We start from the raw sequence: 24,658 nt of genomic DNA, 5'->3' as shown, positions 1-24,658 counted from the left end.
GATGAAGCTGCTGCTACTGCTGTTCTCTGGCCTGAAGTTCGGCAAGCTGCTTGCCACCGGCGGCACGATGCTGCTGTCGGTGGCCGCGTACGCCTTCGTCTTCGGCTGGCGCTACGCGGCTGGATTCGTGCTGTTGCTGCTGATCCACGAACTGGGCCACTACGTCGCCGCGCGCCAACGCGGGCTGGAGGTGGGCGCGCCCGTCTTCATCCCGTTCGTGGGCGCCTGGATCCAGCTCAAGGACATGCCGCATGACGCCGACACCGAAGCCTATGTCGGCCTGGGCGGCCCGTTGGCGGGCACGGTGGCCGCGCTGGCCTGCTACTTCGCGGCGCGCAGCAGCGGCAGCGACCTGCTGCTGGCGCTGTCCTATGCGGGCTTCTTCATCAACCTGTTCAACCTGATCCCGCTCTCGCCCTTCGACGGCGGGCGCATCACCGCGGTACTGTCGCCACGCATCTGGCTGGTGGGCGTGCCGGTGCTGGTGGCGCTGTTCTTCTGGCGTCCCAGTCCGATTCTGATCCTGGTGGCGGTGCTGGCCTTTCCCAACGTTGTCCGGGCCTTCAAGTACGACCCGTCCTTGCCCGAAAACCAGGCCTATTACGGCACCTCGCTGGAAAGCAAGCTGACCTACACCTGCGCCTACCTGGGCCTGGTCTGCGTGCTGGCCATCATGGCGCACGACGTGCACGACATGCTGGGCCATCTGCGCGGCTGAGCGCCCGGCGTCTGCCGGCCGCCGCCATCGAGCGCGCGGCCGTCACAACCGCGTCACTTTTTTTTCATGTCACGGTCATCGCGGGGTGGTCTCATTCCCAGGCATGACGACCGCCCCCATGGATAGCACCGTGAACGAAATCCGCCCCACGCACTGGCGCGCTCTCTGGATTTCCGATATTCACCTGGGCACCGCCGGGTGCAAGGCCGAATTCCTGCTGGATTTCCTTGAGCACAACGACTCGGATACGCTCTATCTGGTCGGCGACATCGTCGACGGCTGGCAGTTGCGCAAACACTGGCACTGGCCGCGCGCCCACAACGACGTGATCCAGCGCATCCTGCGCAAGGCGCGCAACGGCACCCGGGTGGTGTTCATCCCCGGCAACCATGACGAGTTCGCGCGCGAGTTCGCCGGCTACGCCTTCGGCGACATCGAGATCCTGGACGAAGACGTGCACGTGACCGCCAAGGGCCTGCGCCTGCTGGTGCTGCACGGCGACCAGTTCGACGGCGTGATCCAGCACAGCCGCTGGCTGGCGCACCTGGGCGATGGCCTCTACCAATTGGCGCTGTGGCTCAACCACCATTTCAACCGCCTGCGCCACCGCCTGGGACTGCACTACTGGTCGCTGTCGCAGTACCTCAAGCACAAGGTCAAGAACGCCGTGTCGTTCATCACCGACTTCGAAGAGGCGCTGGCAGGCGAAGCGCGCCGCCGCGGCCTGGACGGCGTGGTCTGCGGCCATATCCACAAAGCCGAGCTGCGTGACGTCGGCGGCATCCTCTATTGCAACGACGGCGACTGGGTCGAAAGCCTGTCGGCCCTGGCCGAGACCCATGACGGCCAGCTGCAATTGCTGGACTGGGCCGCGATCCAGGCCGAGCGTCAGACCGATCCGACGCCGCGCAAGCCGCGCTCGCTGTCCCTGCCGGCGCTGCCGTCGGCGCTGCGCCGCCAGGGCAAACACCCGTGATAACCCGTATACGTCCCCGTTACGCAACGGGGATATTGCAGTTCACGGCCCTCTAGGTCATGCTTGCAATTGGGGCAACGGGCAAAAACTGACCCGTTCACGCTGCAACATGCTCACAACATAGGGCCATGAACGACCAATATCAGGTGCTCTACCAAACATTCCGCTGGCTGGTTCCCACCCAGTTCAACATCGCGGAAGCGTGCTGCCACCGCTGGGCATCCAGTAGTCCGGATGCGCGGCGCATCGCCATCTACTACGAAGATGAAGCCGGCAACCGCGAGGTCTGGACCTATGCGCGGCTGGCCGAGGCCGCCAATCAGCTGGCCAATGGCTTGGTGAAGATGGGCGTGGGCCGCGGCGACCGGGTCGGTGTGGTTTTGGGACAACGCCCGGAGACCGTGGTCGCGCACATGGCGATCTACAGCGTGGGCGCGGTGGTGCTGCCGTTGTCGGCCCTGTTCGGCCCCGAAGCGCTGCAAAACCGCTTGTGCGATTCCGAGACCCGGGTCGCCATTGTCGACCATGCCTCCAGCGCCAATCTGCTGGCCGTCAGCGACCACTGCCCCAACTTGCAACAGATCATCGGCATCGGCTTCGCCGATGAACGCGTCCTGCCCTGGCGCAGCCTGCTGGCGCGCCAACCGAGCGAGTTCAAGGCGGTGCCGACGCGCTCGTCGGATCCGGCCATCCTGCTCTATACCTCCGGCACCACCGGCGCGCCCAAGGGCGCCCTGCTGCCGCACAGCGCGCTGATCGGCAACCTGCCGGGATTCGTCGCCTCGCAGGACTGGTTCCCACGGCCGGCCGATGTGTTCTGGTCGCCCGCCGACTGGGCCTGGACCGGCGGCATGATGGACGCGCTGCTGCCCACGCTGTATTTCGGCCATCCCATCGTCGGCACCCGCGGCCGCTTTTCGGTCGAACGCGCGTTCGAGCTGATGGAGCGCTACCAGGTCACCAACACCTTCCTGTTCCCGACCGCGCTCAAGATGATGATGAAGGAAGTGCCGGAGCCGCGCGGCCGCTATCAATTGGCGCTGCGCGCGGTCATGAGCGCCGGCGAAAGCGTCGGCGAGACGGTGTTCGAATGGTGCCGGTCGGCGCTGGGGGTCACCCCCAACGAGATGTTCGGCCAGACCGAAATGAACTACGTGGTGGGCAACAGCCAGAAACGCTGGCCCGCCCGGCCGGGCAGCATGGGGCGGCCCTACCCCGGGCATCAGGTCGCGGTGGTGGACGACGCCGGCCAGCCGGTGAAGGCCGGCGAGACCGGCGAGATCGCTGTCAACCGTTACGACATCCACGGCTATCCGGATCCGGTGCTGTTCCTGGGCTACTGGCGCAACGAGGCCGCCACCCAGGCCAAGTTCAAGGGCGACTGGTGCCTGACGGGCGACCTGGCGCGGATCGACGCCGACGGCTACCTCTGGTATGCGGGCCGCGCCGACGACGTGTTCAAGTCGTCCGGCTACCGCATCGGCCCGGGCGAGATCGAAAACTGCCTGGTCGGACATCCGGCGGTGGCCAATGCCGCGGTGGTGCCCAAGCCCGATGCCGAGCGGGGCGCGGTGGTCAAGGCCTACGTAGTGCTGACGCCCGAATTCGCCCAGCGCGACCGCAACGACATCATCGAGAACCTGCAGGAACATGTGCGCGAACGCCTGGCGCCCTACGAGTACCCCAAGGAAATCGAGTTCGTCGAAGAATTGCCCATGACCACCACCGGTAAAATCCAGCGTCGTATCCTGCGCCTGCGCGAAGAAGAACGCGCGCGGGCGGCCAGGCCCCAATGACGCGGGCGGGTCCGCCACGACCCGCCGCCGTATCCGGAGACAGGGCATGCCCATTTACCAGCTCGACGACCTCATCCCCCGCATCGACCCCGCCGCCTACGTGGCCGACAGCGCCGACATCATCGGCAACGTCACGCTGGAAGCCGGCGTCAGCATCTGGTCGCACGTCTCGATCCGCGGCGACAACGACGCCATCCTGATCCGCCAGGGCACCAATATCCAGGAAGGCAGCGTGCTGCATGTCGACGCGGGCTGTCCCATGACCATCGGCCCGAACGTCACCGTGGGCCACCAGGCCATGCTGCACGGCTGCACCATCCACGAAGGCGCGCTGGTGGGCATGCAGGCCATCGTGCTGAACAACGCCGTGATCGGCCGCAATTGCCTGATCGGCGCCGGCGCCATCATCCCGGAAGACCGGGTGATCCCGGACAATTCCCTGGTCATCGGCATCGGCAAGATCGTGCGCGAGCTGTCGGCCGAGGAAATCGCCAATCTGCACAAGAACACCGCTCATTACGTGGCGCGCGGCCAACACTACAAGACGGCCCTGAAGCGGCTGGCCTGACGGCGCCCCCGGGCAGATCCCTGAACCCCTGCCGCCGTCAGGGGGAATCGGCCGCCTGATCGGCTAACATTCCGCCATGACCGATCAGCTTAAAAAATACCTCCTCGAAGACCGCAGCGTCCGCGTCCAAGCGGTGCGCCTCACGGATACCTGGAAGGCCGTCCAGGCCAACCACGACTACCCGCCTGCCATCACCCACCTGCTGGGCGAACTGGTGGCGGCCTCCACCCTGTTGGCCGCCAATATCAAGTTCGACGGCTCGCTGGTGCTGCAGATCCAGGGCGACGGCCCGATCGCCCTGCTGGTGGTGGAATGCCGCTCCGACCTCAGCCTGCGCGCCACCGTCAAGGTGCGCGAGGGCCACGAGGTGCCGGCCGCCGGCGACATGCAAAGCCTGCTGAATCCCGGCGGCAACGGCCGTTTCATCGTGGTGCTGGATCCCAAGCACAAGGTGCCCGGCCAGCAGGCCTATCAGGGCATCGTGCCGCTCGAGGGCGAAACCGTCGCCGAGGCGCTACAGCACTACATGAAGGCCTCGGAACAGCTCGACACGCGCCTGTGGCTGGCCGCCGATGCCGGCCACGCCGCCGGCCTGCTGATCCAGCGCCTGCCTTACCACGGCGGCTCGGACAGCCCTGTCCTGACCGAACAGGCTGCCGCCGAGACCTGGGACCGCGCCATCGCGCTGGCCGCCACGCTCAAGCACGACGAGCTGCTGGCCACCGAGATCGACACCCTGATCCACCGGCTTTACTGGGAAGAGACCCTGGTGGCCTTCGACCCGCAGCCGGTGCGCTGGCACTGTCCCTGCTCCCGTGAACGCGTGGCCAACATGCTGCGCTCGCTGGGTGAGGCCGAAGTCAACGACATCCTGGCCGAGCGCGGCCAGGTCGACGTGGCCTGCGACTTCTGCGGCAAACCCTATGCCTTCGACGCGGTCGATTGCGCCGCGCTGTTCACCGGCGGCCAGCCGGCCAACGGCAACACGCCACCCACCGTGCATTGAACCTGGGCCGGGGGGCTACCCTCGGCTTGTACGCATCGACAGGCGGTGATGCCCGCGCCACACTGGCCGGCATGACCGCTTTTTTTCGCGCCCCGCGCCAGCGCCGCTTGCAACGCGGCGCCGCCGCCATCGAATTCACCCTCGCCGCCGCCATGGCGCTGCTGCTGGCGTTGCTGGCAGTCGAGACCGCGCGCTGGCAGTTCACCCGGCAGATGGCCCATCTGGCCCTGGTACAAGCCGCACGCGCCGGCAGCACCGGGCACGCCGACCCGGCCCGCATGCGGGCCGCCTTCCTGCGGGGGCTGCTGCCGCTGTATGCCGGTCCCGGGGGCACGGCGGGAGCCCGCCGGCGGCAGGCCAGCGATCTCGACCGCGGCGCGATGCTGATGGGAACCACGCCATGGCGCATCGAAATCCTGCGCCCCGCGCGCGGGGCGGCGGCTGCCGCGCCCGCGAACGACACGCTTGCGTTGCGGCTGACATACCTTTACCGCCCCCTGCTGGCGCCGCTACGGGTGCTGCTGGCGGCCCTGGCCACGGCGGACGGCAGCTATGCGGGACACGCCGGCGTCCACGGCCTGGCGCCGATCGGCATGGAACTCGAGATGGAAATGCACGCGCATGCGCGCGACAGCCCCCCTGCCAGGCCGTATCCGGCCGGGATGGTGCCAGGCGTCTGCCGCCGGTTGCATTGCCCAGGAATGGGCGCGCTGGGACAAGATCAGTGACGGGGGCTGGCGTTGCCCGGGGTGTTGCCGCTGGCGGGGCGGGCATTGGCGGGCCGAGCGGCCGGCTTGGGCGGGGAAGCGGCCGGTGCGCTGGCTCGGGTGGAGGCCGGCCGGGTGGCGGCTTCGGTGGCCAGCGAGGCGCCGCCCGCGGGCGGCTGGGTGTTCTGGGGCAGGATATGCACGAAGACCTCGCCCTCGCGCATCATGCCCAGTTCGCCACGGGCCCGTTCCTCGATGGCTCCGGAGCCGTTTTCCAGGTCGCGGACTTCGGCTTCCAGCGCCGCATTGCGCGCGCGCAGGCCGTCGTTGGTCTCGCGCTGCGCCGCCACCTGGCGTTGCAGATCCCAGACCTTGAACCAGCCGCCCTTACCCAGCCAGAGGGGGTATTGGATCAGGCCGACCAGCACGAACAGCACCAGGAACAACAGGCGCATACGCAGGAACCCTCAGCAGTCGTGGCGCTAACAAGGCCGCGGCGCGTGCCGCGGCCCGCTTACATTAACGCAAGTTGTAGAAGGCTTCCAGGCCAGGATACGACGCGACTTCGGCCAGTTCTTCCTCGATGCGCAGCAACTGGTTGTACTTGGCCATGCGGTCCGAGCGCGACAGCGAGCCGGTCTTGATCTGCATGGCGTTGGTGGCCACGGCGATATCGGCGATGGTCGAGTCCTCGGTTTCGCCCGAACGGTGCGAGACGACGGCGGTGTAGCCGGCGCGCTTGGCCATTTCGATGGCGGCGAAGGTCTCGGTCAGGGTGCCGATCTGGTTGATCTTGATGAGGATCGAGTTGGCCACGCCCTTCTGGATGCCTTCGCGCAGGATCTTGGTGTTGGTGACGAACAGGTCGTCGCCCACCAACTGCACCTTCTTGCCGAGCTGGTCGGTCAGCAGCTTCCAGCCTTCCCAGTCGTTTTCGGCCATGCCGTCCTCGATCGAGATGATCGGGTACTTGTCGCACCAGGTGGCCAGCAGGTTGGTGAATTCCTGCGAGGACAGCGAAATGCCGCCTTCGCCGGCCAGGGTGTACTTGCCGTCGCGGTAGAACTCGGAGCTGGCGCAGTCCAGGCCCAGCGCGATCTGCGTGCCCGGCTCGTAGCCGGCTTCGGTGATGGCCTTCAGGATCAGCTGGATGGCGGCTTCGTGGCTGGCCACGTTGGGGGCGAAACCGCCCTCATCGCCCACCGCGGTGGACATGCCCTGGCCATGGATCAGCTTCTTGAGCATGTGGAAGACTTCGGCGCCCCAGCGCAGGGCTTCGCGGAAGCTGCCCGCCCCCACCGGCAGGATCATCAGTTCCTGCAGGTCGAGGGTGTTGTTGGCGTGCGCGCCGCCGTTGATGACGTTCATCATCGGCACCGGCATGCTCATCGGGCCGCTGCCGCCGAAGTAGCGGTACAGCGACAGGCCGGATTCGTCGGCGGCGGCGCGGGCCACGGCCATCGAGGCGGCCAGGATGGCGTTGGCGCCCAGGCGTTCCTTGGACTCGGTGCCGTCCAGCTCGATCAGGGTGCGATCGACGAAGGTCTGCTCCTGGGCATCCAGGCCCATCAGCGCTTCCGAGATTTCGGTATTGAGGTTCTCGACCGCGCGCAGCACGCCCTTGCCGAGGTAGCGGCCCTTGTCGCCGTCGCGCAGCTCGATGGCTTCGCGGGCGCCGGTGGACGCGCCCGACGGCACGGCGGCGCGGCCCATGGCGCCGGATTCCAGCAACACGTCACATTCGACGGTCGGGTTGCCGCGCGAATCCAGGATCTCGCGGCCGATGATATCGACAATTGCACTCATGACTTTACATTCCCTGAACGATAAACATATTCATCACGGCCGCGCCTTCACGGGCATTGCGGGCGCGGCGGTACTGCCAGGAGTCGTAGAAGGCCTGGGCCGCGGCCATGGACGGAAATTCCATGACGACGGTGCGGCCGGGCTCACGTCCCTCGAGGTGCCGGGATTCGCCGCCGCGCACCAGGATCTTGGCATCGTACGCGCGCATGGCGAGCGTGGACAGACGCTTGTAATCCTCGTACTGCGCGGGCTTGGTCACGGTGACGTCGGCGATGAGATAGGCACTCATGGGGTTCCTTCAGGGCAGTGGCGTTGATGGGGTCGCGGCGCCGGACCGCATGACACGGGCAGTGTCGCGCAACACGGCCGGGCCGTGCCTGTCCGATGCTAAGTGGTTGTATCCGAAAGCAGCGCCGTGGCGCGAGGCCACGGCGCATTGTCCGCCAGGAGCGAAGGCGGGAACAAGACCGGCGGCCCGGGCAGCGCGGATGCGCGGCTCGGCGCCGCCGACCCCCATTACGCCCCCTGCCCGCGGCGAGCCTTCTGCTCGATGGCGGCGCGGATGTAGCTGGAGAACAGCGGGTGGCCATCGCGCGGGGTGGACGTGAACTCCGGGTGGAACTGGACGCCAACGAACCAGGGATGGTCGGGCAGTTCCATGATTTCCGGCAGGTTCTCGGTCGGGGTGCGCGCGCTGATCACCATGCCGGCCTCTTCCAGGCGCGGCACGTAGACGTTGTTGACTTCGTAGCGGTGGCGATGGCGCTCGTTGACCTCGTCGCCGTAGATCGACTGGGCGCGGGTGCCCGGCTTGATCGGCACGCGCTGCGCGCCCTTGCGCATGGTGCCCCCCAGGTCGGACGAGTTGTCGCGCTTTTCGACCTTGCCTTCGCGGTCCATCCATTCGGTGATCAGGGCCACCACGGGGTGCGGCGCGGACGGATCGAACTCGGTGCTATTGGCGCCGCCCAGGCCGGCCACGTGGCGCGCGAATTCGATCACGGCCAGTTGCATGCCCAGGCAGATGCCCAGATAGGGCACGCCGTTTTCACGGGCGTAGCGGATCGCGGCGATCTTGCCTTCGGTGCCGCGCTTGCCAAAGCCGCCCGGCACCAGGATCGCGTCCAGGTGCTTGAGCTGATCGGTGCCACGGGTTTCGATGTCTTCGGAATCGATGTACTCGATGTTGATCTTCGAGCGCGTGTGGATGCCGGCGTGCACCAGGGCTTCGGTCAGCGACTTGTACGATTCGGTCAGGTCGACGTACTTGCCGACCATGCCGATGGTGAGCTCGTGCTCGGGGTGTTCCAGCGCGTAGACCAGGTTGTCCCACATGGACAGGTCGGCCGGCGGCGGAGTCAGTCCCAGCGCTTCGCAGACGATGTTGTCCACGCCCTGCTTGTGCAGCATGGCCGGAATCTTGTAGATCGAGTCGGCGTCCCACACCGAGATGACGGCATCCAGGGGGACGTTGGAGAACATCGAGATCTTGGCGCGTTCGTCGTCCGGGATGGGACGGTCGGCGCGGCACAGCAGCGCGTTCGGGTAGATGCCGATTTCGCGCAGCTTCTGCACGGAATGCTGGGTCGGCTTGGTCTTGAGCTCGCCGGCGGACGCGATGAACGGCACCAGCGTCAGGTGCACGAAGGCGGCATTGTTGCGGCCCATGCGCAGGCTCATCTGGCGCGCGGCTTCCAGGAAGGGCAGCGATTCGATGTCGCCCACGGTGCCGCCGATCTCGACGATGGCGACGTCGGTGTTGCCGTTCCAGGCGGCGTCAGCGCCACGGGCGATGAAGTCCTGGATCTCGTTGGTGATGTGCGGGATGACCTGGACGGTCTTGCCCAGGTAGTCGCCACGGCGCTCCTTGCGCAGCACCGATTCGTAGATCTGCCCGGTGGTGAAATTGTTCACCTTGTGCATGCGGGCGGACACGAAACGCTCGTAGTGGCCCAGGTCCAGGTCGGTTTCGGCGCCGTCTTCGGTGACGAACACCTCACCATGCTGGAACGGGCTCATGGTGCCCGGATCGACGTTGATGTAGGGGTCGAGCTTGAGCATGGTGACCTGCAGACCACGCGACTCGAGGATGGCGGCAAGCGACGCAGCGGCGATGCCCTTGCCCAGGGAAGACACCACTCCGCCGGTGACAAATACGTATTTGGTCATCGTAATAAGCGCCCGGGACGAGCGGGCGCGTGCGGGAAATTTGGATTATAGCCGGGAGGCGGAACTTGTCTGGGTTTTCCCCTAGCGGCCAGGCGTAACATTTGGCTGCACTCATCCGCAACGCCGAAATGTCTCGCCTTGCGGCTTCGTGCTATGGTCGTCCCCGATTTTGGATCGTCCCCGGAGCACCGCCGCCGATGAATACCCCGACCGACCGCCCGAGCGCCCTGGCCTGGCGCCTGACCATCGCCGCCATCGGCCTGCAGTTGCTGGGCGCGGCCCTGCTCCAGGCCTATCTGCTGTCGGCCTCGCCGCTGGCCGCGCAATTGCGCGAGGCGTACGCGCGACCCGAGATGGTGGCGACCACGGTGGTGCAGGTGATCGCCGGCAGCCTGCTCATCGGCCTGACCACCTGGGGCGCCACCCAGCGCTGGCTGCGCCGGCGCGATGCGGCCGGCGTCGACCGCCCAGGCCGGATGACGGCGGTGCTGCTGGCGGTCTCGCTGGTGTTGTTCGTGCTGATTTCGGCCGCGCAGGCTTTGCTGCAGCACGCATTCTATTCATTCGTCTTCACTCACCAGGAATGGGTGAACAACGCCTTCGGCTATTACGGCCCGGCCCGCGTGATCCTGATGGCGTTGCCGCTCAAGCTGTGCGGCATCCTGATGACGATCGCCAGCGGCTGGCTGGCCGTGCGCATCGCGGCCTGGAGCGTCACGCCCGCCGCCGGGGCGGGCGCCCCGCCCTATCGGCCGCGCCATGCCGCCTGGATCGCCGCGCTGACGTTGTTGCTCTGGCAATTGCATGTCGCGCTGATGCTGGGCGCGTACTTCATGACCTATGTGCGGTCGGGGGAACTGCTGGATTATGCCCTGGGCTACTGGGTGCTGCCCGCGATCATCCTGGCGCTGGCGGCGTGGGTCTGTCTCAAGAGCCTGCCGCGCACGCTGGGCAAGGCGGGCATGGGCCGCGCCATCGCCCACGGCACGTTCGCATTCTGGCTGACCCAGGTGCTGGGCGTCGGCCTGGCCCTGCTGGTCCTCTGGAGCATGACCTGGAGCCAGCTCACGCGCGTCGCCGCGTCATACAGCACGTCGGTGGTGTCGCTGCTGGTCTACGGCGCCTTGCTGGCGCTGGGCTGCTACGCCGGTGCCCGACTGCTCTACCGGCGGCGCGAGACGCCACCGGCCGTCGCCTCGGCCTGAGCACCTCGCAGCGCGGCTGGTTCACGGTGTGCATGCAAAGAAAAAAGGCCCGAGGGCCTTTTTTCTTTGCCGGAGGCGGCTTTCAGATCGCCGCGGTACGGCGCTCCAGCCAGGCCAGGGCGTCCCCGTCCACCAACGGCGACAAGCGCTCGAACACCGTCCGGTGATAGTCGTTGAGCCAGGCGATCTCGTCGGCGCGCAACAGCGACGGCTCGATGCAGCGCGTGTCGATCGGGCACAGCGTCAGCGTCTCGAAGCACAGGAACTCGCCCAGCTCGGACGTCAGCCAGGCGCGGTTGGCCACCAGGTTCTCGATGCGCACGCCCCAGCGGCCCGGACGGTAGATGCCCGGCTCGTTGGAGGTGATCATGCCCGGCTCCATCGCCGTGTGCGGGCCGGGAGCGGCGCGGTAGGAGATGACCTGCGGGCCTTCGTGCACGTTCAGGAAATAGCCCACGCCGTGGCCGGTGCCGTGGCCGTATTCCGCGCCGCCTTCCCAGATCGGGGCGCGCGCGATGGCGTCCAGCATCGGCGACGGCGTGCCGCGCGGGAACGCGGCGCGCGACAGCGCGATCATGCCCTTGAGCACCAGCGTGAAGTCGACCTTCTGGTCGGCGCTGAGCGTGCCCACCGCGACCACGCGGGTGATATCGGTGGTGCCGCCCAGGTACTGGCCGCCGGAGTCGATCAGCAGCAGGCCGTCGCCCTCGATGACGGCGTGCGACTCGGCCGTGGCGCGGTAGTGCGGCATGGCGCCGTTGGCGTTGAAGCCGGCGATGGTGGCGAAGCTGGGGCAGACGTAGCCGGGGCGACGCGTGCGGGCGGCGGTGATGCGCTCGTCGATGGTCAGCTCGGTGATACGCTCGTTGCCCAGCGCGCCTTCGAACCAGGCGAAGAATTCGCACAGCGCGGCGCCGTCCTGCGCCATGGCCTGGCGCACGTTGGCCAGTTCGGCATCGGTCTTGCGCGACTTGATCAGCGTCGACGGGTTGATGGCCTCGACGCGCGGCACGGCCGGATCCATCGCATGGAACACGCCGCAGGTGACGCGGGCCGGGTCGATCAGCAGTTTCTGATCCAGTTCGAGCGAAGCCAGCGCGTCGGCGGCCTGGGCGTAGTCGGCCACCTCGACGCCGTCGGCGGCCAGCGTGGCGCGCAAGGCGGCGTCGATCTTGCCGTCGGCCACGAACAGCGTGGCGTGGTCCAGGCCGATCAGCGCGTGGCCGACGAACACCGGGTTGTAGTCGACGTCGGCGCCGCGCAGGTTGAACAGCCAGGCGATGTCGTCGAGCGTGCTGATGAAATGCACATCGGCGCCGTGGGCGCGCATGGCGGCGCGCACCTGGGCCAGCTTGTCGGCGCGCGCGACACAGGCCTGCGGCGCCACGTGTTCGTAGATCGCGGCCTGCGGCAGGCCGGCGCGATCCGTCCAGATATCGTCGAGCAGGTCGGCGCGGATTTCCAGCGTCGCGCCCGACGTGGCGGCGGCCGCCGACAACGCGCGGAACGCGGCCAGGCCCAGCACCTGGCCGTCGACACCGATGACGTCGCCTGCCCGGGTGTTGGCGGCCAGCCAGTCCACATGACCCGGCGTGGTGGCGACGGCGATCTTCATCAACTGCACGCCGGTGCCGGCCAGTTGCGCCTCGGCCTGCACCCAATAGCGGCTGTCGACCCAGAGGCCGGCGAAATCGGCCGTCACCACCAGCGTACCCACCGAACCGGTGAAGCCCGAGAGCCAGCGCCGCCCCTGCCAGCGCGCCGGCAGGTATTCGGACAAGTGCGGATCCGAGGACGGCACGATATAGGCGGACAGGCCACGGCGGCGCATGGCCTGGCGCAGTTGGGCAATACGGGTGTCGGTGCTGGACATGGATTTCCTTAGCGCAACATGAAGGACATGGCGGCCAGGCTGTTGAGCGTGCGGATGGCGGCCTGCATGCTGTCCGTGGTGAACCGCAGCGTCACGCCGTCCACGCGTTCGAGCGTGGGCCACATGCAGAACAGGTCGGCCAGTGCCGACGACTGCGTCTGCAACCGGCATTCTATAGGGGCGGGGATGCGGAACGGAACCGCCGAACCGGCGCCCGCCCGCCCGGCCGCTTCCTTCAGGTTGCGCACGGCCGTCTCGGCGGCGGCCGCGATGGCGCGGCGCGAGGCCGCCGGCGACAGCGTCACGCCGCTGCCCTGGCCGTGCGCAACCTTGGTCTGCACCCATTGCGCGCCGGGAAACAGGTCGCTGGTCTCGGCGATGAACACGTCGTCGCCGCTGGCCAGGATGACGGGCACGCCCATCTCGCCGGCCAGCGCGCCGTACAGGCCGGCCTCGCCCAGCTCCATGCCGTTGATGAAGACGCGCGCAAAGGCGAAGCTGTTGATGGTGTGCGCCAGGATGCCGCGGCCCTGCGAGCGCGAGTGGTAGCCGATCATGAAGACCGCGTCGCAGCCCTCCTCCAGCCCGCCCATCATGCCCAGGTAGCGCGGCTTGCCCAGCACCAGGCGGGCGCGCTCATCCAGGCCGTCCGGCAGCAGGTTGCGAAAGCCCCCGTGCGAATCGTTGACCAGGACCGCTTCGGCGCCGCCGGCAATGGCGCCCTGCACGGCCGCGTTGGCCTCGGCCGTCATCCAGGCGCGGGCGCGCTCGTATTCGCCGTTGCCGGCTCGCACTTGTTCGGCGTGGAAGACGCCGGCGACGCCTTCGATATCGGTGGAAATCAGGATCTTCATGGGGAGTGCCTTCGTGGGATTCAGAATTCGGTGTCCGCCAGCCATTGACGCCAGTCGGGCGCGGCGTCGCGGATGGCGGCGCGGTAGTGGCCATCGCGGCCGCGCACGCCTTCGGCCTGCCACAGCGCGGCGATGATGGCCTGTTCGCAAGCCTCGGCCGCCGCCTCGAACAGCGGATCGATGCGGGTTTCGTGCAGCATGGCGATCGACGGCATCGGCCGCTCGGCCTGTTGCGGCACCGTGTAGGCGGTGGAAAACGCCAGCGCGATATCGCCGCTGCCATGGCCGAACACCGAGCCGGTGCGCGCCAGGCCAGCGCCGCCGCGCAGCGACAGGCGCCGCAACTGGCGCGCGTCCAGCGGCGCGTCGGTCGCCACCAGCAGGATGATGGAGCCCTTCTCCGGCACGATGGCCGCGTTCTCGCCGGCCTGCGCCAGACCGCGGTCCAGTTGATCGGCCAGCCGCCGGCCGAACGGCCTGCCGGCCACCGTCAGATTCGGCAGACGGCCGAAATTGGCCAAAACCAATGCGCCCACGGTGTGGCGCAGCCCCGGCTGGATCGCCGCCACGCGCGAGGCCGAGCCGATGCCACCCTTGAACGAAAAGCACGACATGCCGCGGCCGGCGCCGACCGCGCCCTGCGCCATGCGCTTGCCGGCGGCGGCCAGCGCCTCGGCGTAGTGGGATTCCGCCACCGCCATGGCCTGGATGTCGTTGAGATAACCGTCGTTGCACTCGAACACCAGCGGATTGACGGTGGCCAGGCCGCGCCCTATCTCGGGATTGGCGGCAATGGCCGCGCGGATCTGGGCGTTGGCCACGGTGCCTACGCCGAAGGTGTTGGTCAGCGCGATCGGCGTTTCCAGCACGCCCAGCTCCTGCACCTGAACCAGGCCGGTGCTTTTGCCGAAGCCGTTCAGCACCGTCGCGGCGGCCGGCACCTTGTCCAGGAACAGATTGCCGCCGTGCGGCCGCACCACGGTCACACCGGTCTGCAGCGCGCCGTCGTCCAGCGTGCTATGGCCGACGCTGATGTCGCCCACGTCGCAGATCGAGTCCAGCGGGCCGGCTTCCAGCTTGCCGATGCGGGGTTGGTCGAGCACTCGTTTGTCCATGCTTGTCGCTGCGTGTCGCCACGCTCCAGAATGCAGAATGCCGCCGTCCCGCGCGGCCGTGGCGCTCGCCGCGAGGCGGGCGCCCGGTCGCGGGCGGCGGCAAGGGAACCGATGCCGCGCGCCGGGCCGCAAGAGGGGCGGCCGGCGCGGCGGTCATCATCCACCTGACGCTTACTTGCGATCGATCTTGGGATCGAGCGCGTCGCGCAGGCCGTCGCCCAGCAGGTTGAACGCCAGCACCGTCAGGAAGATCGCCAGCGCCGGGAAGATCGCCACGTGCGGGGCGATCACCATGTCGGCGCGCGCCTCGTTCAGCATCGCGCCCCACTCCGGCGTGGGGGGCGAGGCGCCCATGCCCAGGAACGACAGGCTGGCCGCGGTGATGATCGAGGTGCCGATGCGCATCGTGCCGTACACCACGATCGGCGAGATCGTGCCAGGCAGGATGTGGCGCATGATGATGGTCCAGTCGGACGCGCCCACGCTCTTGACCGCTTCGACGTAGGTCATCTGCTTGATCGACAGCGTATTGCCGCGCACCAGGCGGGCGAACGCCGGCACGCTGAACACGGCCACGGCCACGATCACGTTGACCATGCTCGAACCCAGGATCGCGACCACGCCGATCGCCAGCAGCATGCCGGGGAACGCCAGCAGCACATCGGAAACGCGCATCGTAATGCGTTCCCACCAGCCTTCGTAGTAGCCGGCCATCAGGCCCATGAAGGTGCCGACGATGGCGCCCATGGCGACGGACAGGAAACCGGCGGCCAGCGAGATGCGCGCGCCCATGATGATGCGGCTGAAGATGTCGCGGCCAAGCGAATCCACGCCCAGCCAGTGGGTCCAGGACGGACCGGCGTTCAGCGCGTCGTAGTCGAAGAAGTTCTCCGGGTCGAACGGCACGATCCAGGGGGCGAGGATCGCCACCACGACCAGCAGCAGGACGAACAGGCCGGCGCCCACGGCCAGCTTCTGCTTCTTGAACTTGCGCCAGAACTCGGTGGCGGGCGTGCGCACGTCGTTTTTGGGCGCGGCGGGGGCAACGGTCGCGGCGGGTGTCGTATTGCTCATGGCCGCCTCACTTGTAACGGATGCTGGGATTGATGACGCCATAGAGCACGTCGACAATCAGGTTGATCAGGATGAATTCCAGCGAGAACAGCAGCACCAGGCCCTGGATCACCGGATAGTCGCGTTGGGTCACGGCGTCGACCAGCAGGCGGCCGAGGCCGGGCCAGTTGAACACCGTCTCGACCACGATCGAGCCGCCCAGCAGGAAGCCGAACTGCAGGCCCATCATGGTGACGACCGGAATCAGCGCGTTGCGCAGCGCGTGCTTGATGACCACGCGGCGCTCGCTCAGGCCCTTGGCACGGGCGGTGCGCACGAAGTCTTCCTGCACCACTTCGACGAAAGAAGCGCGGGTGAAGCGCGCCATCACCGCGGCCACGGCCGCGCCCAACGTGATGGACGGCAGGATGTAGTGTTTCCAGCTGGAGGCGCCCACGGTCGGCAGCCAGCCCAGGTTCACGGAGAAAATCTGCATCAGCATCATGCCCAGCGCGAACGCGGGGAACGAGATGCCGGACACCGCCAGCGTCATGCCCAGGCGGTCGGGCCAGCGGTTGCGCCACACGGCCGACACGATCCCGATGATCATGCCGAAGGTGACGGACCAGACCATGCTGGCGATCGTCAGCCATAGCGTGGGCATGAAGCGGTCGGCGATTTCGGTCGAGACGGGACGCTTGGTGCGCAGCGAGGTGCCCAGGTCGCCCTGCAGCATATGGCTGAAGTAGCGCACGAACTGCTGCGGCAGGGGCAGATCCAGGCCCAGTTCCTTGCGCACCAGTTCGACGGTCTGCTGGTCGGCCTCCTGGCCCGCGGCCAGTCGTGCCGGGTCGCCCGGAAGCATGTGCACAAACAGGAACACGACCACGGCCACCAGCAGCAGCGTGGGGATCATGCCCAAAAGACGTTTGACGATGTAGGTCAGCATTGAAATTCCTGCAACATCGGCGGGGACACCGCGTCCCCGCCGTATGTGGCCTTACAAGGGCCCGAAGGCCCCGAGAGTTACTGCTTGGTTTACTGCTTCAGGTCGATGTCGCCGAACCAGAACGAGGTGTCCGGCTCCACGTACACGCCCGACAGGTTCTTCGACTTGACGTACAGGTTGTTCTGGGTCACCAGGAAGGCCCAGGGGGCGTCCTTCCAGATGGTTTCCTGAACGTTCTTGTAGATCTCGGTCTTCTTGGCGCGGTCGGTCGTGGCCAGGGCTTGCTGGATGCCGTCGTCAACCGACTTGTTCGAGTAGTACGACACGTTGTTGAGCACCGGCGGGAACGCGGCGGTGGTCAGCAGCGGACGCAGGCCCCAGTCGGCTTCGCCGGTCGAGGACGACCAGCCCGCGTAGTACATGCGGACCTTGGCGTCCTCGGGCTTTTGCACCTGCTGCACGCGCTGCACGCGCTGGCCCGATTCCAGCACTTCCACCGACACCTTGATGCCGACCTGCGCCAGTTGCTGCTGCAGGAACTGCACCACCTTCACCGAGGTGCCGTCGTTGTAGGCGGACCAGAGCTGGCTTTCGAAGCCGTTGGGGTAGCCGGCTTCGGCCAGCAGGGCCTTGGCCTTCTTGATGTCGTACGGCCACGGGCCGGTCTTGTGGGCGAAGTCCACGCCTTGCGGCACGACGCCGTCGACGACGGTGGCATAGCCCGAGAAAGCGACCTTGGCCAGGGCTTCCTTGTTGATGGCGTAGTTGATGGCTTCGCGCACCTTGACGTTGTCGAACGGCTTTTGCTGCACGTTCATCGACAGGTAGCGGGCCATGATCGAGTTCTTGTGGTCGACCACGTCCAGCTTGTCGTTCTTGGACAGCACGGCGGCCTGCTCGAACGGCACCGGGAAGGCGAACTGCGCTTCGCCGGTCTGCACCACGGCGGCGCGGGTGTTGTTGTCGGTGACGGTGCGGAACGTCAGGGTGTCGATCTTGGGGTAGCCCTTCTTCCAGTAGCCGTCGAACTTCTTGACCTTCAGGTATTCGGCGGGCTTCCATTCGACGAATTCGAACGGGCCGGTGCCGACCGGGTGAAAGCCGATTTCCTTGCCGTACTTGGCCAGCGCGGCCGGCGAGATCATCATGGCGGCCGGGTGGGCCAGCGCGTTGATGAAGGCCGAGAACGGCTTCTTCAGGGTGATCTTGACGGTCAGCGGGTCGACCACTTCGGTCTTGTCGATGACGCTGAACTGGATGTAGCGCGACAGGCGGTTGTCCGGATTGGCCGGGCGGTCGAAGTTGATCTTGACGGCTTCGGCGTTGAACGGGGTGCCGTCGTGGAACTTGACGCCGTCGCGCAGCTTGAAGGTGTACACCAGGCCGTCTTCGCTGACGGAGTAGTCGGTGGCCAGCACCTTCTGGACCTTCAGATCCTTGTCGAATTCGAACAGGCCTTCGTAGTAGGCCTTGCCGGCCGCCTGGTTCAGCGTGCTGTTGGTGTTGTACGGGTCGAGCGTTTCCAGCGCGATGGAGACGGCAAACGTCACGTCCTTGGCAGCATGCGCCAGCGGCGAGGTGAGCACGCCGAAGGCCACCGCGGCGGCGGCCATCAACTTGGTGGGGCGCAGAACTTTCATCATTGCAACTCCTGGTTCCTGTACGGAATTAGGGGGTTTGGTGGAAGAAAAACAAGTACGACAACAGACTCAATACGCTCCGCCGACCGCATGGCGGGCGACGAAGTGATCGGTTCCAACCTGCACCAGCGGCTGCACCACCGGCTCGTCGCCGAGCCTGCGGATCGGGCTGGGGATTTCGTCGGACAGCAAGGTGCGCTTCATGTGGCGGCGCGCCGGATCGGCGATCGGCACGGCGGCCATCAGCTTCTTGGTGTACGGGTGCTGCGGGTTTTCGAAGATGGCGCGGCGCGGGCCGATCTCGACGATCTGCCCCAGGTACATCACCGCCACGCGGTGGCTGACGCGCTCGACCACGGCCATGTCGTGCGAGATGAACAGGAACGAGATGCCCATGTCGCGCTGCAGGTCGATCAGCAGGTTGACGATCTGGGCCTGGATCGACACGTCCAGCGCCGACACCGATTCGTCCGCGATCACGACCTTGGGATTGAGCGCCAGGGCGCGCGCGATGCAGATGCGCTGGCGCTGGCCGCCGGAGAATTCATGCGGGTAGCGCTGCGCCATTTCGGGCGGCAGGCCGACGCGTTCGAGCAGTTCGGCCACGCGGCGTTCGGCCTCCTTGCCCTTGGCCACGCCGTGCACCAGCAACGGTTCCATGATCGAGAAACCGACGGTGACACGCGGATCCAGCGAGGCGAACGGATCCTGGAACACGAACTGGATGTCGCGGCGCAGAGCCTGCAGCTCGGAGGTCTTCAGGCGCACGATGTCGCGCCCGCCGAAGCGGATTTCGCCGCCCTGGCTATCGACCAGGCGCAGCAGCGAACGGCCGGTGGTGGACTTGCCACAACCGGATTCGCCCACCAGCGACAGTGTTTCGCCGGGATACAGGTCGAAGCTGACCTTCTCCACCGCATGCACGCGGCGCTGCACGCGGCTCAGGATGCCGCCGCGCAGGTCGAAACGCGTCACCAGATTGCGCACGCTCAGGATCGGCTCGCGGCGCGCGGCCGGCACTTCCTGGGTGCTGACGGCGCCAGGCTCGGCCACCGGCTGCGCCTTGCCGTCCACCTGCAGCAGCGGGAAGCGCGCCGGCAGATCGGTGCCCTGCATCGCGCCCAGCTTCGGCACGGCCGACAGCAGCGCGCGGGTATAAGCGTGCCGCGGCGTGGCAAACACCGACGCCGACGGGCCTTCCTCGACCTTGTCGCCGCGATACATCACCAGCACGCGGTCGGCCACTTCGGCCACCACGCCCATGTCGTGGGTGATGAATACCACGCCCATGTGCATCTCTTCCTGCAGTTGGCGGATCAGTTGCAGGATCTGCGCCTGGATGGTGACGTCCAGCGCGGTGGTGGGTTCGTCGGCGATCAGCAACGCCGGCTTGCAGGCCAGCGCCATGGCGATCATGACGCGCTGGCGCATGCCGCCCGAAAGCTGATGCGGGTAGCGGTCCAGCACCGACCTGGCTTCCGGGATGCGCACCTGTTCGAGCATGCGCAGGGCCTCGGCGCGCGCGGCCGCGGCGTCCATGCCCTGGTGCTCGCGGATCGACTCGGCGATCTGGTCGCCGGCCGTGAACACCGGATTCAAGGAGGTCATCGGCTCCTGGAAGATCATGGCCATGTCGGCGCCGCGCACGTTGCGCATGGTGCGCTGGCTGGCGCCGACCAGGTCGATCACGGAACCGTTGCGCCGGCGCAGGGCCATGCTGCCCTGGGCGATGCGGCCGCCGCCATGTTCCACCAGGCGCATCAGCGCCAGCGACGTCACCGACTTGCCCGAACCCGACTCGCCCACGATGGCCAGGGTCTCGCCCCGGTCCACATGGAACGACAGGTTGCGCACGGCTTCGACCGTGCGCTCCGAACCCACGAAGCGCACCGTCAGGTCGTCGACCTGGACCACGCGGTTATCCGGCAGCGCCAGGCTGTTTGCGCGATCAACCATCTCTTCTCATTCCCAAAATAAACCTACTGATCCAAACCGCCGCCGCTCATCGGTAGATGGCGGTTACCGGCTTCTCGCCTACGCGGGCGTAACCCCGGTACATGCCTTCCGTGTTGAACGGCAAGGCCACATTGCCCTGGGCGTCGACGGCCACCAGGCCGCCCTTGCCGCCGATGGTGGGCAGTTTTTCCATCACGACGCGGTTGGCCGCCGTTTCCAGCGACGCGCCGCAATACTCCATCTGGGCCGCCACGTCGTAGGCGGCCACCATGCGGATGAACATCTCGCCCGTGCCGGTCGTGGACACGGCGCAGGTCTGGTTGCTGGCATAGGTGCCGGCGCCGATCAACGGCGCGTCGCCGACGCGACCAACCTGCTTGTTGGTGATGCCGCCGGTGGACGTGGCCGCGGCCAGGTTGCCCTGCGCGTCCACCGCCACCGCGCCCACGGTGCCGAACTTCTTGTCGGCATCGAGCGGATCGGCCGGCGCCGGCTGGCCGCGCGCGACCATGGCCTGGCCGTCGTGGTCCAGCACCGCCGCCTCCGGCGTTTCGCGCTGCACGCGCAGCAATTGCTCGCGGCGCGCCTCGGTGGAGAAATACGACGGGTCGACGATTTCCAGGCCGGCGTCCCGGGCGAAAGCCTCAGCGCCCTCGCCCACGAACAGCACGTGTTTGCTGGTTTCCATGACCGCGCGCGCCGCCAACACCGGGTTGCGCACGCAATGGACGTTGGCGATGGCGCCCGAGCGCAGCGTGGCGCCGTCCATGATGGCGGCGTCCAGTTCATGGGTGCCGGCGCTGGTGAACACGGCGCCGTGACCGGCGTTGAACAGCGGACAGTCTTCCAACAGGCGCACCGCTTCGGTGACGGCGTCCAGCGCGCTGCCGCCACGGGCCAGCACGGCCTGGCCGGCGGTCAGGATGGATTCCAGCGCGCTCAGGTATTCCTGCTCTTTCTCGGGCGACATGGCCGCGCGCGACATCGCGCCGGCGCCACCGTGAATCGCGATCACGGGTTGAATCATCGTTTACCTACTCCATGGATGAGCCACGGCATCACGGACTGGGTCACCCCAGCGGCGGCCGCGACGGAATTCTTGGCCCGATAGGCCACCGCCGCCGACAGGGCTTCGATCAGCCCCAGCGCGGCGGTTTCGGAATTGGGGATCAACTGGCGCGTGGACACCGCATACAGCACCACCGACGCCGTCGGCGCCAGGGGCGAGGTGGGCTTGTCGGTCAGCACCAGCACCGGCACGCCAGCCTGCTTGGCGGCGCCCGCCAGGGTCACGGTGTCGGCCAGATAGCGCGGAAAGCCGATAGCGATCACCAGATCCTTGCTGGTCATGCGCGACATCTGGCGCGCCGCGTGCGAGACGCCGCCGGGGCCGGCCAGCGACTCGACCGAATGCAGATGCATGCACAGGCCGCGCTGCAGCATGCCGGCCAGGAAGCCGCTGGCGCCGAAGCCGATGATGAAGACGCGGTCGGCGGCCAGGATGGCGTCGACCGCCTGCTCACAGGCGGTGGCATCCAGGCTCTGCAGGTTGCGCTGGGCGTTGCGGATGTCTTCTTCGAGCGTGGCGGCGAAGATCTGCACCGCGCTGGCCGAATGCGCCAGTTCGGTGCGCAGCTTCTCGACCGGTTCCAGCGCGGCTTCGAAGCCGCGCGCCAGCTCGGCGCGGAATTGCGGATAGCCCGGCAGATCCAGCGCGCGCGCGAAGCGGTTGGCGGTGGCCACCGACACCCCCGTCGCCGCCGCGAATTCATCAATCGTCATGGTGGCGACGCGGAACTGGTGCGCCAGGACGTACTCGGCCATTTTGTGCTGGTTGCGGCTCAGCGCGGGCTGGGCCCGGGCGATCCGATCAGCGATCGTGAGGGTGGCCTTGGTCATCGAAAGAGGGAGGCAAGCGTAGCGGGGGATTGTGTAAATCTGTTTACACGCAAATTTTAGATAAGAAAATTCATTTTCATACTAAGGGTATACCCGTGAATCTATGTAACAGTGCTCTAAAAGAAACGGGGCCGGTTTGAGGTACGCTAATCGCCCTTGCCCGCTTCCCCTTTTTCGGACGCTCTCGAATGCCCGCCTGGACCTGCAAACCCCATGCCGAACTGACCCTGGCCGAGCTCTATGCGATCCTGCGCCTGCGCTCGGAAGTCTTCGTGGTCGAACAGCAATGCGTCTTCCTCGACATGGACGGCAAGGACTTGCAGGGGCGGACGGAACATCTGATGGCCTGGGAAAACGGTGCGTTGCTGGCCTATTGCCGCCTGCTCGAACCGGCTCTGAATGACGGCCAGGCCGTCATCGGCCGCGTCATCACCGCGCCGGCCGCGCGCGGCACCGGCCTGGGCCATGAACTGATGCGCCGCGCCAAGGACGAAGTGGCGCGGCTTTGGCCGGGCGAGCCGGTCTACCTGGGCGCGCAGGCCCGGCTCAAGAAATACTACGGAGGCCACGGCTTCGTGCCGGTCACCGACGAATACATCGAGGACGGCATTCCGCACGTCGGCATGCTGCTGCGGGAATCGGCCTGATCGCCTTGCCGGGCGCGCGCCCTCACCCGCGGCGCGAAACGGCCGCCGCGATTGATTGAGCCCCCAAACGCAAGAACGCCCAGCGAAGGGGCGTTCTGCGTTCCGCGCCGGAATGAAAAACGCCCCGTTGCGGGGCGTTTTCCTTGCTGACGTCGATCAGGCCTGCTTGACCGCCGACACGTCCAGCCTGGCGAGCGTCTTGGACTGGATCTCGTCCACCGTCACGCCGGGCGCCGTTTCCAGCAGCTTCAAGCCGTTGTCGGTGACTTCCATCACGCCCAGGTCGGTAATGATCAGGTCGACCACGCCCACGCCGGTCAGCGGCAGGTTGCACTCGGGCAGCAGCTTGATGTCCTCGGTGCCGTCCTTCTTCTTGGCCACGTGTTCCATCAGCACGACCACGCGGCCGACGCCGGCCACCAGATCCATCGCGCCGCCCATGCCCTTGACCATCTTGCCGGGGATCATCCAGTTGGCCAGGTCGCCCTTCTCGGACACCTGCATCGCGCCCAGGATGGCCAGGTTGATCTTGCCGCCGCGGATCATCGCGAACGAGTCGGCCGACGAGAAGATCGACGAGCCCGGCAGCGTCGTGACCGTCTGCTTGCCGGCGTTGATCAGATCGGCGTCGACCTCGGCGTCGGTCGGGAACGGGCCGATGCCCAGCAGGCCGTTTTCGGATTGCAGCCAGACTTCGACGCCCTTGGGCACGTGGTTGGCCACCAGGGTCGGCAGGCCGATACCCAGGTTCACGTAAAAACCGTCTTGCAGCTCGCGCGCGGCGCGCGCCGCCATTTCATCGCGGGACCATGCCATGTCGTGTTCTCCTTAGGCCGGGCGAGTGGTGCGTTGTTCGATGCGCTTTTCCGGATTGGCGTTCAGCACGATCCGGTGCACGTAGATGCCGGGCAGGTGGATCTGGTCGGGATCCAGGCTGCCGGTGTCGACGATCTCTTCGACCTCGACCACGGTGAACTTGCCGGCCATGGCCACGTTCGGGTTGAAGTTGCGCGCCGTCTTGCGGAACACCAGGTTGCCGCTGCGGTCGGCGATGTGCGCCTTGACCAGCGACACATCCGGCACCAGCGAGCGTTCCATCACGTATTGGTGGCCGTCGAATTCGCGGATTTCCTTGCCGTCGGCGACGATGGTGCCCACGCCGGTGCGGGTGAAGAACGCCGGGATGCCGGCGCCGCCGGCGCGCAGCTTCTCGGCCAGCGTGCCCTGCGGCGTGAATTCGAGTTCGAGTTCGCCCGACAGGTACTGGCGCTCGAATTCCTTGTTCTCGCCCACGTAGGACGCGATCATCTTGCGCACCTGGCGCGTATTGAGCAGCTGGCCCAGGCCGAAGCCGTCGACGCCCGCATTGTTGCTGATGCAGGTGAGGTCCTTGACGCCCGAATCGCGCAGCGCGGCGATCAGGGCTTCGGGAATACCGCAAAGGCCGAAACCGCCCACGGCGATCATCTGACCGTCCTTGACGATGCCTGCCAGCGCCTCCTGGGCGCTTGCATAAACCTTGTCCATCGCTCCAACTCCTAGTTAAGGTCGAACTAAAGAGAGCCCGCCCGCCGGATCGTCGGCCCCGCGTGGGGGCCGACAGCCCTGGGCGAACCCTGTTTTTCCTTGGGGCGCGGCTGCCGGTTCCGCGGCCCGGCGGCATCGCGGCGTGGCCCGATGCCTGCTGGTTCGCGGCGCCGTGGGTGGCGCGCCCTCGTATT

Annotated in this window: 23 protein-coding genes; 8 read left to right on the top strand and 15 right to left on the bottom strand. The window is 67.0% G+C overall.

Features of this window, described 5'->3' with window-relative positions; translation table 11 throughout:
* The first annotated feature begins 1 nt into the window (after position 1).
* The 6 genes from ACN6O8_RS01055 to ACN6O8_RS01030 all read left to right on the top strand — a co-directional run bounded on the left by ACN6O8_RS01055 (position 2) and on the right by ACN6O8_RS01030 (position 5,792).
* The gene (locus tag ACN6O8_RS01055) at positions 2-718 is read left to right on the top strand and encodes a site-2 protease family protein (RefSeq protein WP_427989239.1); all 717 of its coding nucleotides are present in this window, start codon (positions 2-4) and stop codon (positions 716-718) included.
* A 103-nt stretch (positions 719-821) separates the two neighbouring features.
* Entirely contained in the window at positions 822-1,694 is an 873-nt protein-coding gene (locus tag ACN6O8_RS01050) for a UDP-2,3-diacylglucosamine diphosphatase (protein ID WP_427989238.1), read from the top strand.
* Between the two features lie 128 nt (positions 1,695-1,822).
* Complete coding sequence (locus ACN6O8_RS01045; RefSeq protein ID WP_427989237.1) at positions 1,823-3,490, top strand: acyl-CoA synthetase; 1,668 nt, start codon at positions 1,823-1,825, stop codon at positions 3,488-3,490.
* Between the two features lie 46 nt (positions 3,491-3,536).
* The gene (locus ACN6O8_RS01040) at positions 3,537-4,058 is read left to right on the top strand and encodes a gamma carbonic anhydrase family protein (protein WP_427989236.1); all 522 of its coding nucleotides are present in this window, start codon (positions 3,537-3,539) and stop codon (positions 4,056-4,058) included.
* Between the two features lie 76 nt (positions 4,059-4,134).
* Entirely contained in the window at positions 4,135-5,064 is a 930-nt protein-coding gene (hslO, locus tag ACN6O8_RS01035) for an Hsp33 family molecular chaperone HslO (RefSeq protein ID WP_427989235.1), read from the top strand.
* A 71-nt stretch (positions 5,065-5,135) separates the two neighbouring features.
* A complete protein-coding gene (locus ACN6O8_RS01030; protein ID WP_427989234.1) occupies positions 5,136-5,792 on the top strand; it encodes a TadE/TadG family type IV pilus assembly protein in 657 nt (218 codons plus the stop codon).
* Here the strand turns inward: ACN6O8_RS01030 and ftsB are convergent.
* The 4 genes from ftsB to ACN6O8_RS01010 all read right to left on the bottom strand — a co-directional run bounded on the left by ftsB (position 5,786) and on the right by ACN6O8_RS01010 (position 9,746).
* The gene (ftsB, locus tag ACN6O8_RS01025) at positions 5,786-6,226 is read right to left on the bottom strand and encodes a cell division protein FtsB (RefSeq protein ID WP_427989232.1); all 441 of its coding nucleotides are present in this window, start codon (positions 6,224-6,226) and stop codon (positions 5,786-5,788) included. The two genes, ACN6O8_RS01030 and ftsB, sit on opposite strands and share 7 nt — an antisense overlap.
* A gap of 64 nt (positions 6,227-6,290) precedes the next feature.
* A complete protein-coding gene (gene eno / locus ACN6O8_RS01020) occupies positions 6,291-7,577 on the bottom strand; it encodes a phosphopyruvate hydratase (protein WP_006389345.1) in 1,287 nt (428 codons plus the stop codon).
* Positions 7,578-7,581: 4 nt separating this feature from the next.
* Positions 7,582-7,866, bottom strand: a complete 285-nt coding sequence (locus ACN6O8_RS01015; RefSeq protein ID WP_006389344.1) for a DUF1330 domain-containing protein — start codon at positions 7,864-7,866, stop codon at positions 7,582-7,584.
* Positions 7,867-8,093: 227 nt separating this feature from the next.
* Positions 8,094-9,746, bottom strand: coding sequence for a CTP synthase (locus tag ACN6O8_RS01010; protein WP_427989231.1), 1,653 nt, complete (start codon positions 9,744-9,746; stop codon positions 8,094-8,096).
* 197 nt (positions 9,747-9,943) lie between these two features.
* On the opposite strand from ACN6O8_RS01010, the gene ACN6O8_RS01005 reads away from it, so the two are divergent.
* Positions 9,944-10,951: a hypothetical protein gene (locus tag ACN6O8_RS01005; RefSeq protein ID WP_427989230.1), complete on the top strand. Its 1,008-nt coding sequence runs from the start codon at positions 9,944-9,946 to the stop codon at positions 10,949-10,951.
* An 82-nt stretch (positions 10,952-11,033) separates the two neighbouring features.
* Here ACN6O8_RS01005 and ACN6O8_RS01000 read toward each other — a convergent pair whose 3' ends face one another.
* The 9 genes from ACN6O8_RS01000 to ACN6O8_RS00960 form a co-directional block, all read right to left on the bottom strand.
* Positions 11,034-12,824, bottom strand: a complete 1,791-nt coding sequence (locus tag ACN6O8_RS01000; protein WP_427989229.1) for an aminopeptidase P family protein — start codon at positions 12,822-12,824, stop codon at positions 11,034-11,036.
* 8 nt (positions 12,825-12,832) lie between these two features.
* On the bottom strand, positions 12,833-13,678 hold the full coding sequence (locus tag ACN6O8_RS00995) for a M55 family metallopeptidase (protein WP_427989228.1): 846 nt from the start codon (positions 13,676-13,678) through the stop codon (positions 12,833-12,835).
* A 20-nt stretch (positions 13,679-13,698) separates the two neighbouring features.
* Positions 13,699-14,793, bottom strand: a complete 1,095-nt coding sequence (locus ACN6O8_RS00990) for a P1 family peptidase (protein WP_427989227.1) — start codon at positions 14,791-14,793, stop codon at positions 13,699-13,701.
* Between the two features lie 171 nt (positions 14,794-14,964).
* Entirely contained in the window at positions 14,965-15,867 is a 903-nt protein-coding gene (gene gsiD / locus ACN6O8_RS00985; RefSeq protein WP_427989226.1) for a glutathione ABC transporter permease GsiD, read from the bottom strand.
* Positions 15,868-15,874: 7 nt separating this feature from the next.
* Positions 15,875-16,795: a glutathione ABC transporter permease GsiC gene (gene gsiC, locus ACN6O8_RS00980; protein ID WP_006389337.1), complete on the bottom strand. Its 921-nt coding sequence runs from the start codon at positions 16,793-16,795 to the stop codon at positions 15,875-15,877.
* Between the two features lie 89 nt (positions 16,796-16,884).
* Positions 16,885-18,438 carry a glutathione ABC transporter substrate-binding protein GsiB gene (gsiB, locus tag ACN6O8_RS00975; RefSeq protein ID WP_427989225.1) on the bottom strand — a complete coding sequence of 518 codons (1,554 nt, stop codon included), beginning with the start codon at positions 18,436-18,438 and terminating at the stop codon, positions 16,885-16,887.
* 66 nt (positions 18,439-18,504) lie between these two features.
* Positions 18,505-20,391 carry a dipeptide ABC transporter ATP-binding protein gene (locus tag ACN6O8_RS00970; RefSeq protein ID WP_427989224.1) on the bottom strand — a complete coding sequence of 629 codons (1,887 nt, stop codon included), beginning with the start codon at positions 20,389-20,391 and terminating at the stop codon, positions 18,505-18,507.
* Positions 20,392-20,437: 46 nt separating this feature from the next.
* Positions 20,438-21,418: an isoaspartyl peptidase/L-asparaginase family protein gene (locus ACN6O8_RS00965; RefSeq protein ID WP_427989223.1), complete on the bottom strand. Its 981-nt coding sequence runs from the start codon at positions 21,416-21,418 to the stop codon at positions 20,438-20,440.
* Positions 21,415-22,290, bottom strand: a complete 876-nt coding sequence (locus ACN6O8_RS00960; protein ID WP_427989222.1) for a MurR/RpiR family transcriptional regulator — start codon at positions 22,288-22,290, stop codon at positions 21,415-21,417. Before ACN6O8_RS00960 ends, ACN6O8_RS00965 begins: the two co-directional genes overlap by 4 nt.
* A gap of 188 nt (positions 22,291-22,478) precedes the next feature.
* On the opposite strand from ACN6O8_RS00960, the gene ACN6O8_RS00955 reads away from it, so the two are divergent.
* Complete coding sequence (locus ACN6O8_RS00955; RefSeq protein ID WP_427989221.1) at positions 22,479-22,937, top strand: GNAT family N-acetyltransferase; 459 nt, start codon at positions 22,479-22,481, stop codon at positions 22,935-22,937.
* A 156-nt stretch (positions 22,938-23,093) separates the two neighbouring features.
* Here the strand turns inward: ACN6O8_RS00955 and ACN6O8_RS00950 are convergent, their stop codons facing one another.
* Together ACN6O8_RS00950 and ACN6O8_RS00945 are read right to left on the bottom strand one after the other, a co-directional pair.
* Positions 23,094-23,753, bottom strand: a complete 660-nt coding sequence (locus ACN6O8_RS00950) for a CoA transferase subunit B (RefSeq protein ID WP_427989220.1) — start codon at positions 23,751-23,753, stop codon at positions 23,094-23,096.
* A gap of 12 nt (positions 23,754-23,765) precedes the next feature.
* Positions 23,766-24,464 carry a CoA transferase subunit A gene (locus ACN6O8_RS00945; RefSeq protein WP_427989219.1) on the bottom strand — a complete coding sequence of 233 codons (699 nt, stop codon included), beginning with the start codon at positions 24,462-24,464 and terminating at the stop codon, positions 23,766-23,768.
* Between the last annotated feature and the right edge of the window lie 194 nt (positions 24,465-24,658).

Origin of the sequence: Achromobacter sp., from assembly GCF_050285565.1 — a bacterium.
Classification (GTDB): domain Bacteria; phylum Pseudomonadota; class Gammaproteobacteria; order Burkholderiales; family Burkholderiaceae_B; genus Achromobacter.
Note: the sequence above shows the minus strand (reverse complement) of the source record. Positions and strands in the feature narration are given on the sequence as shown.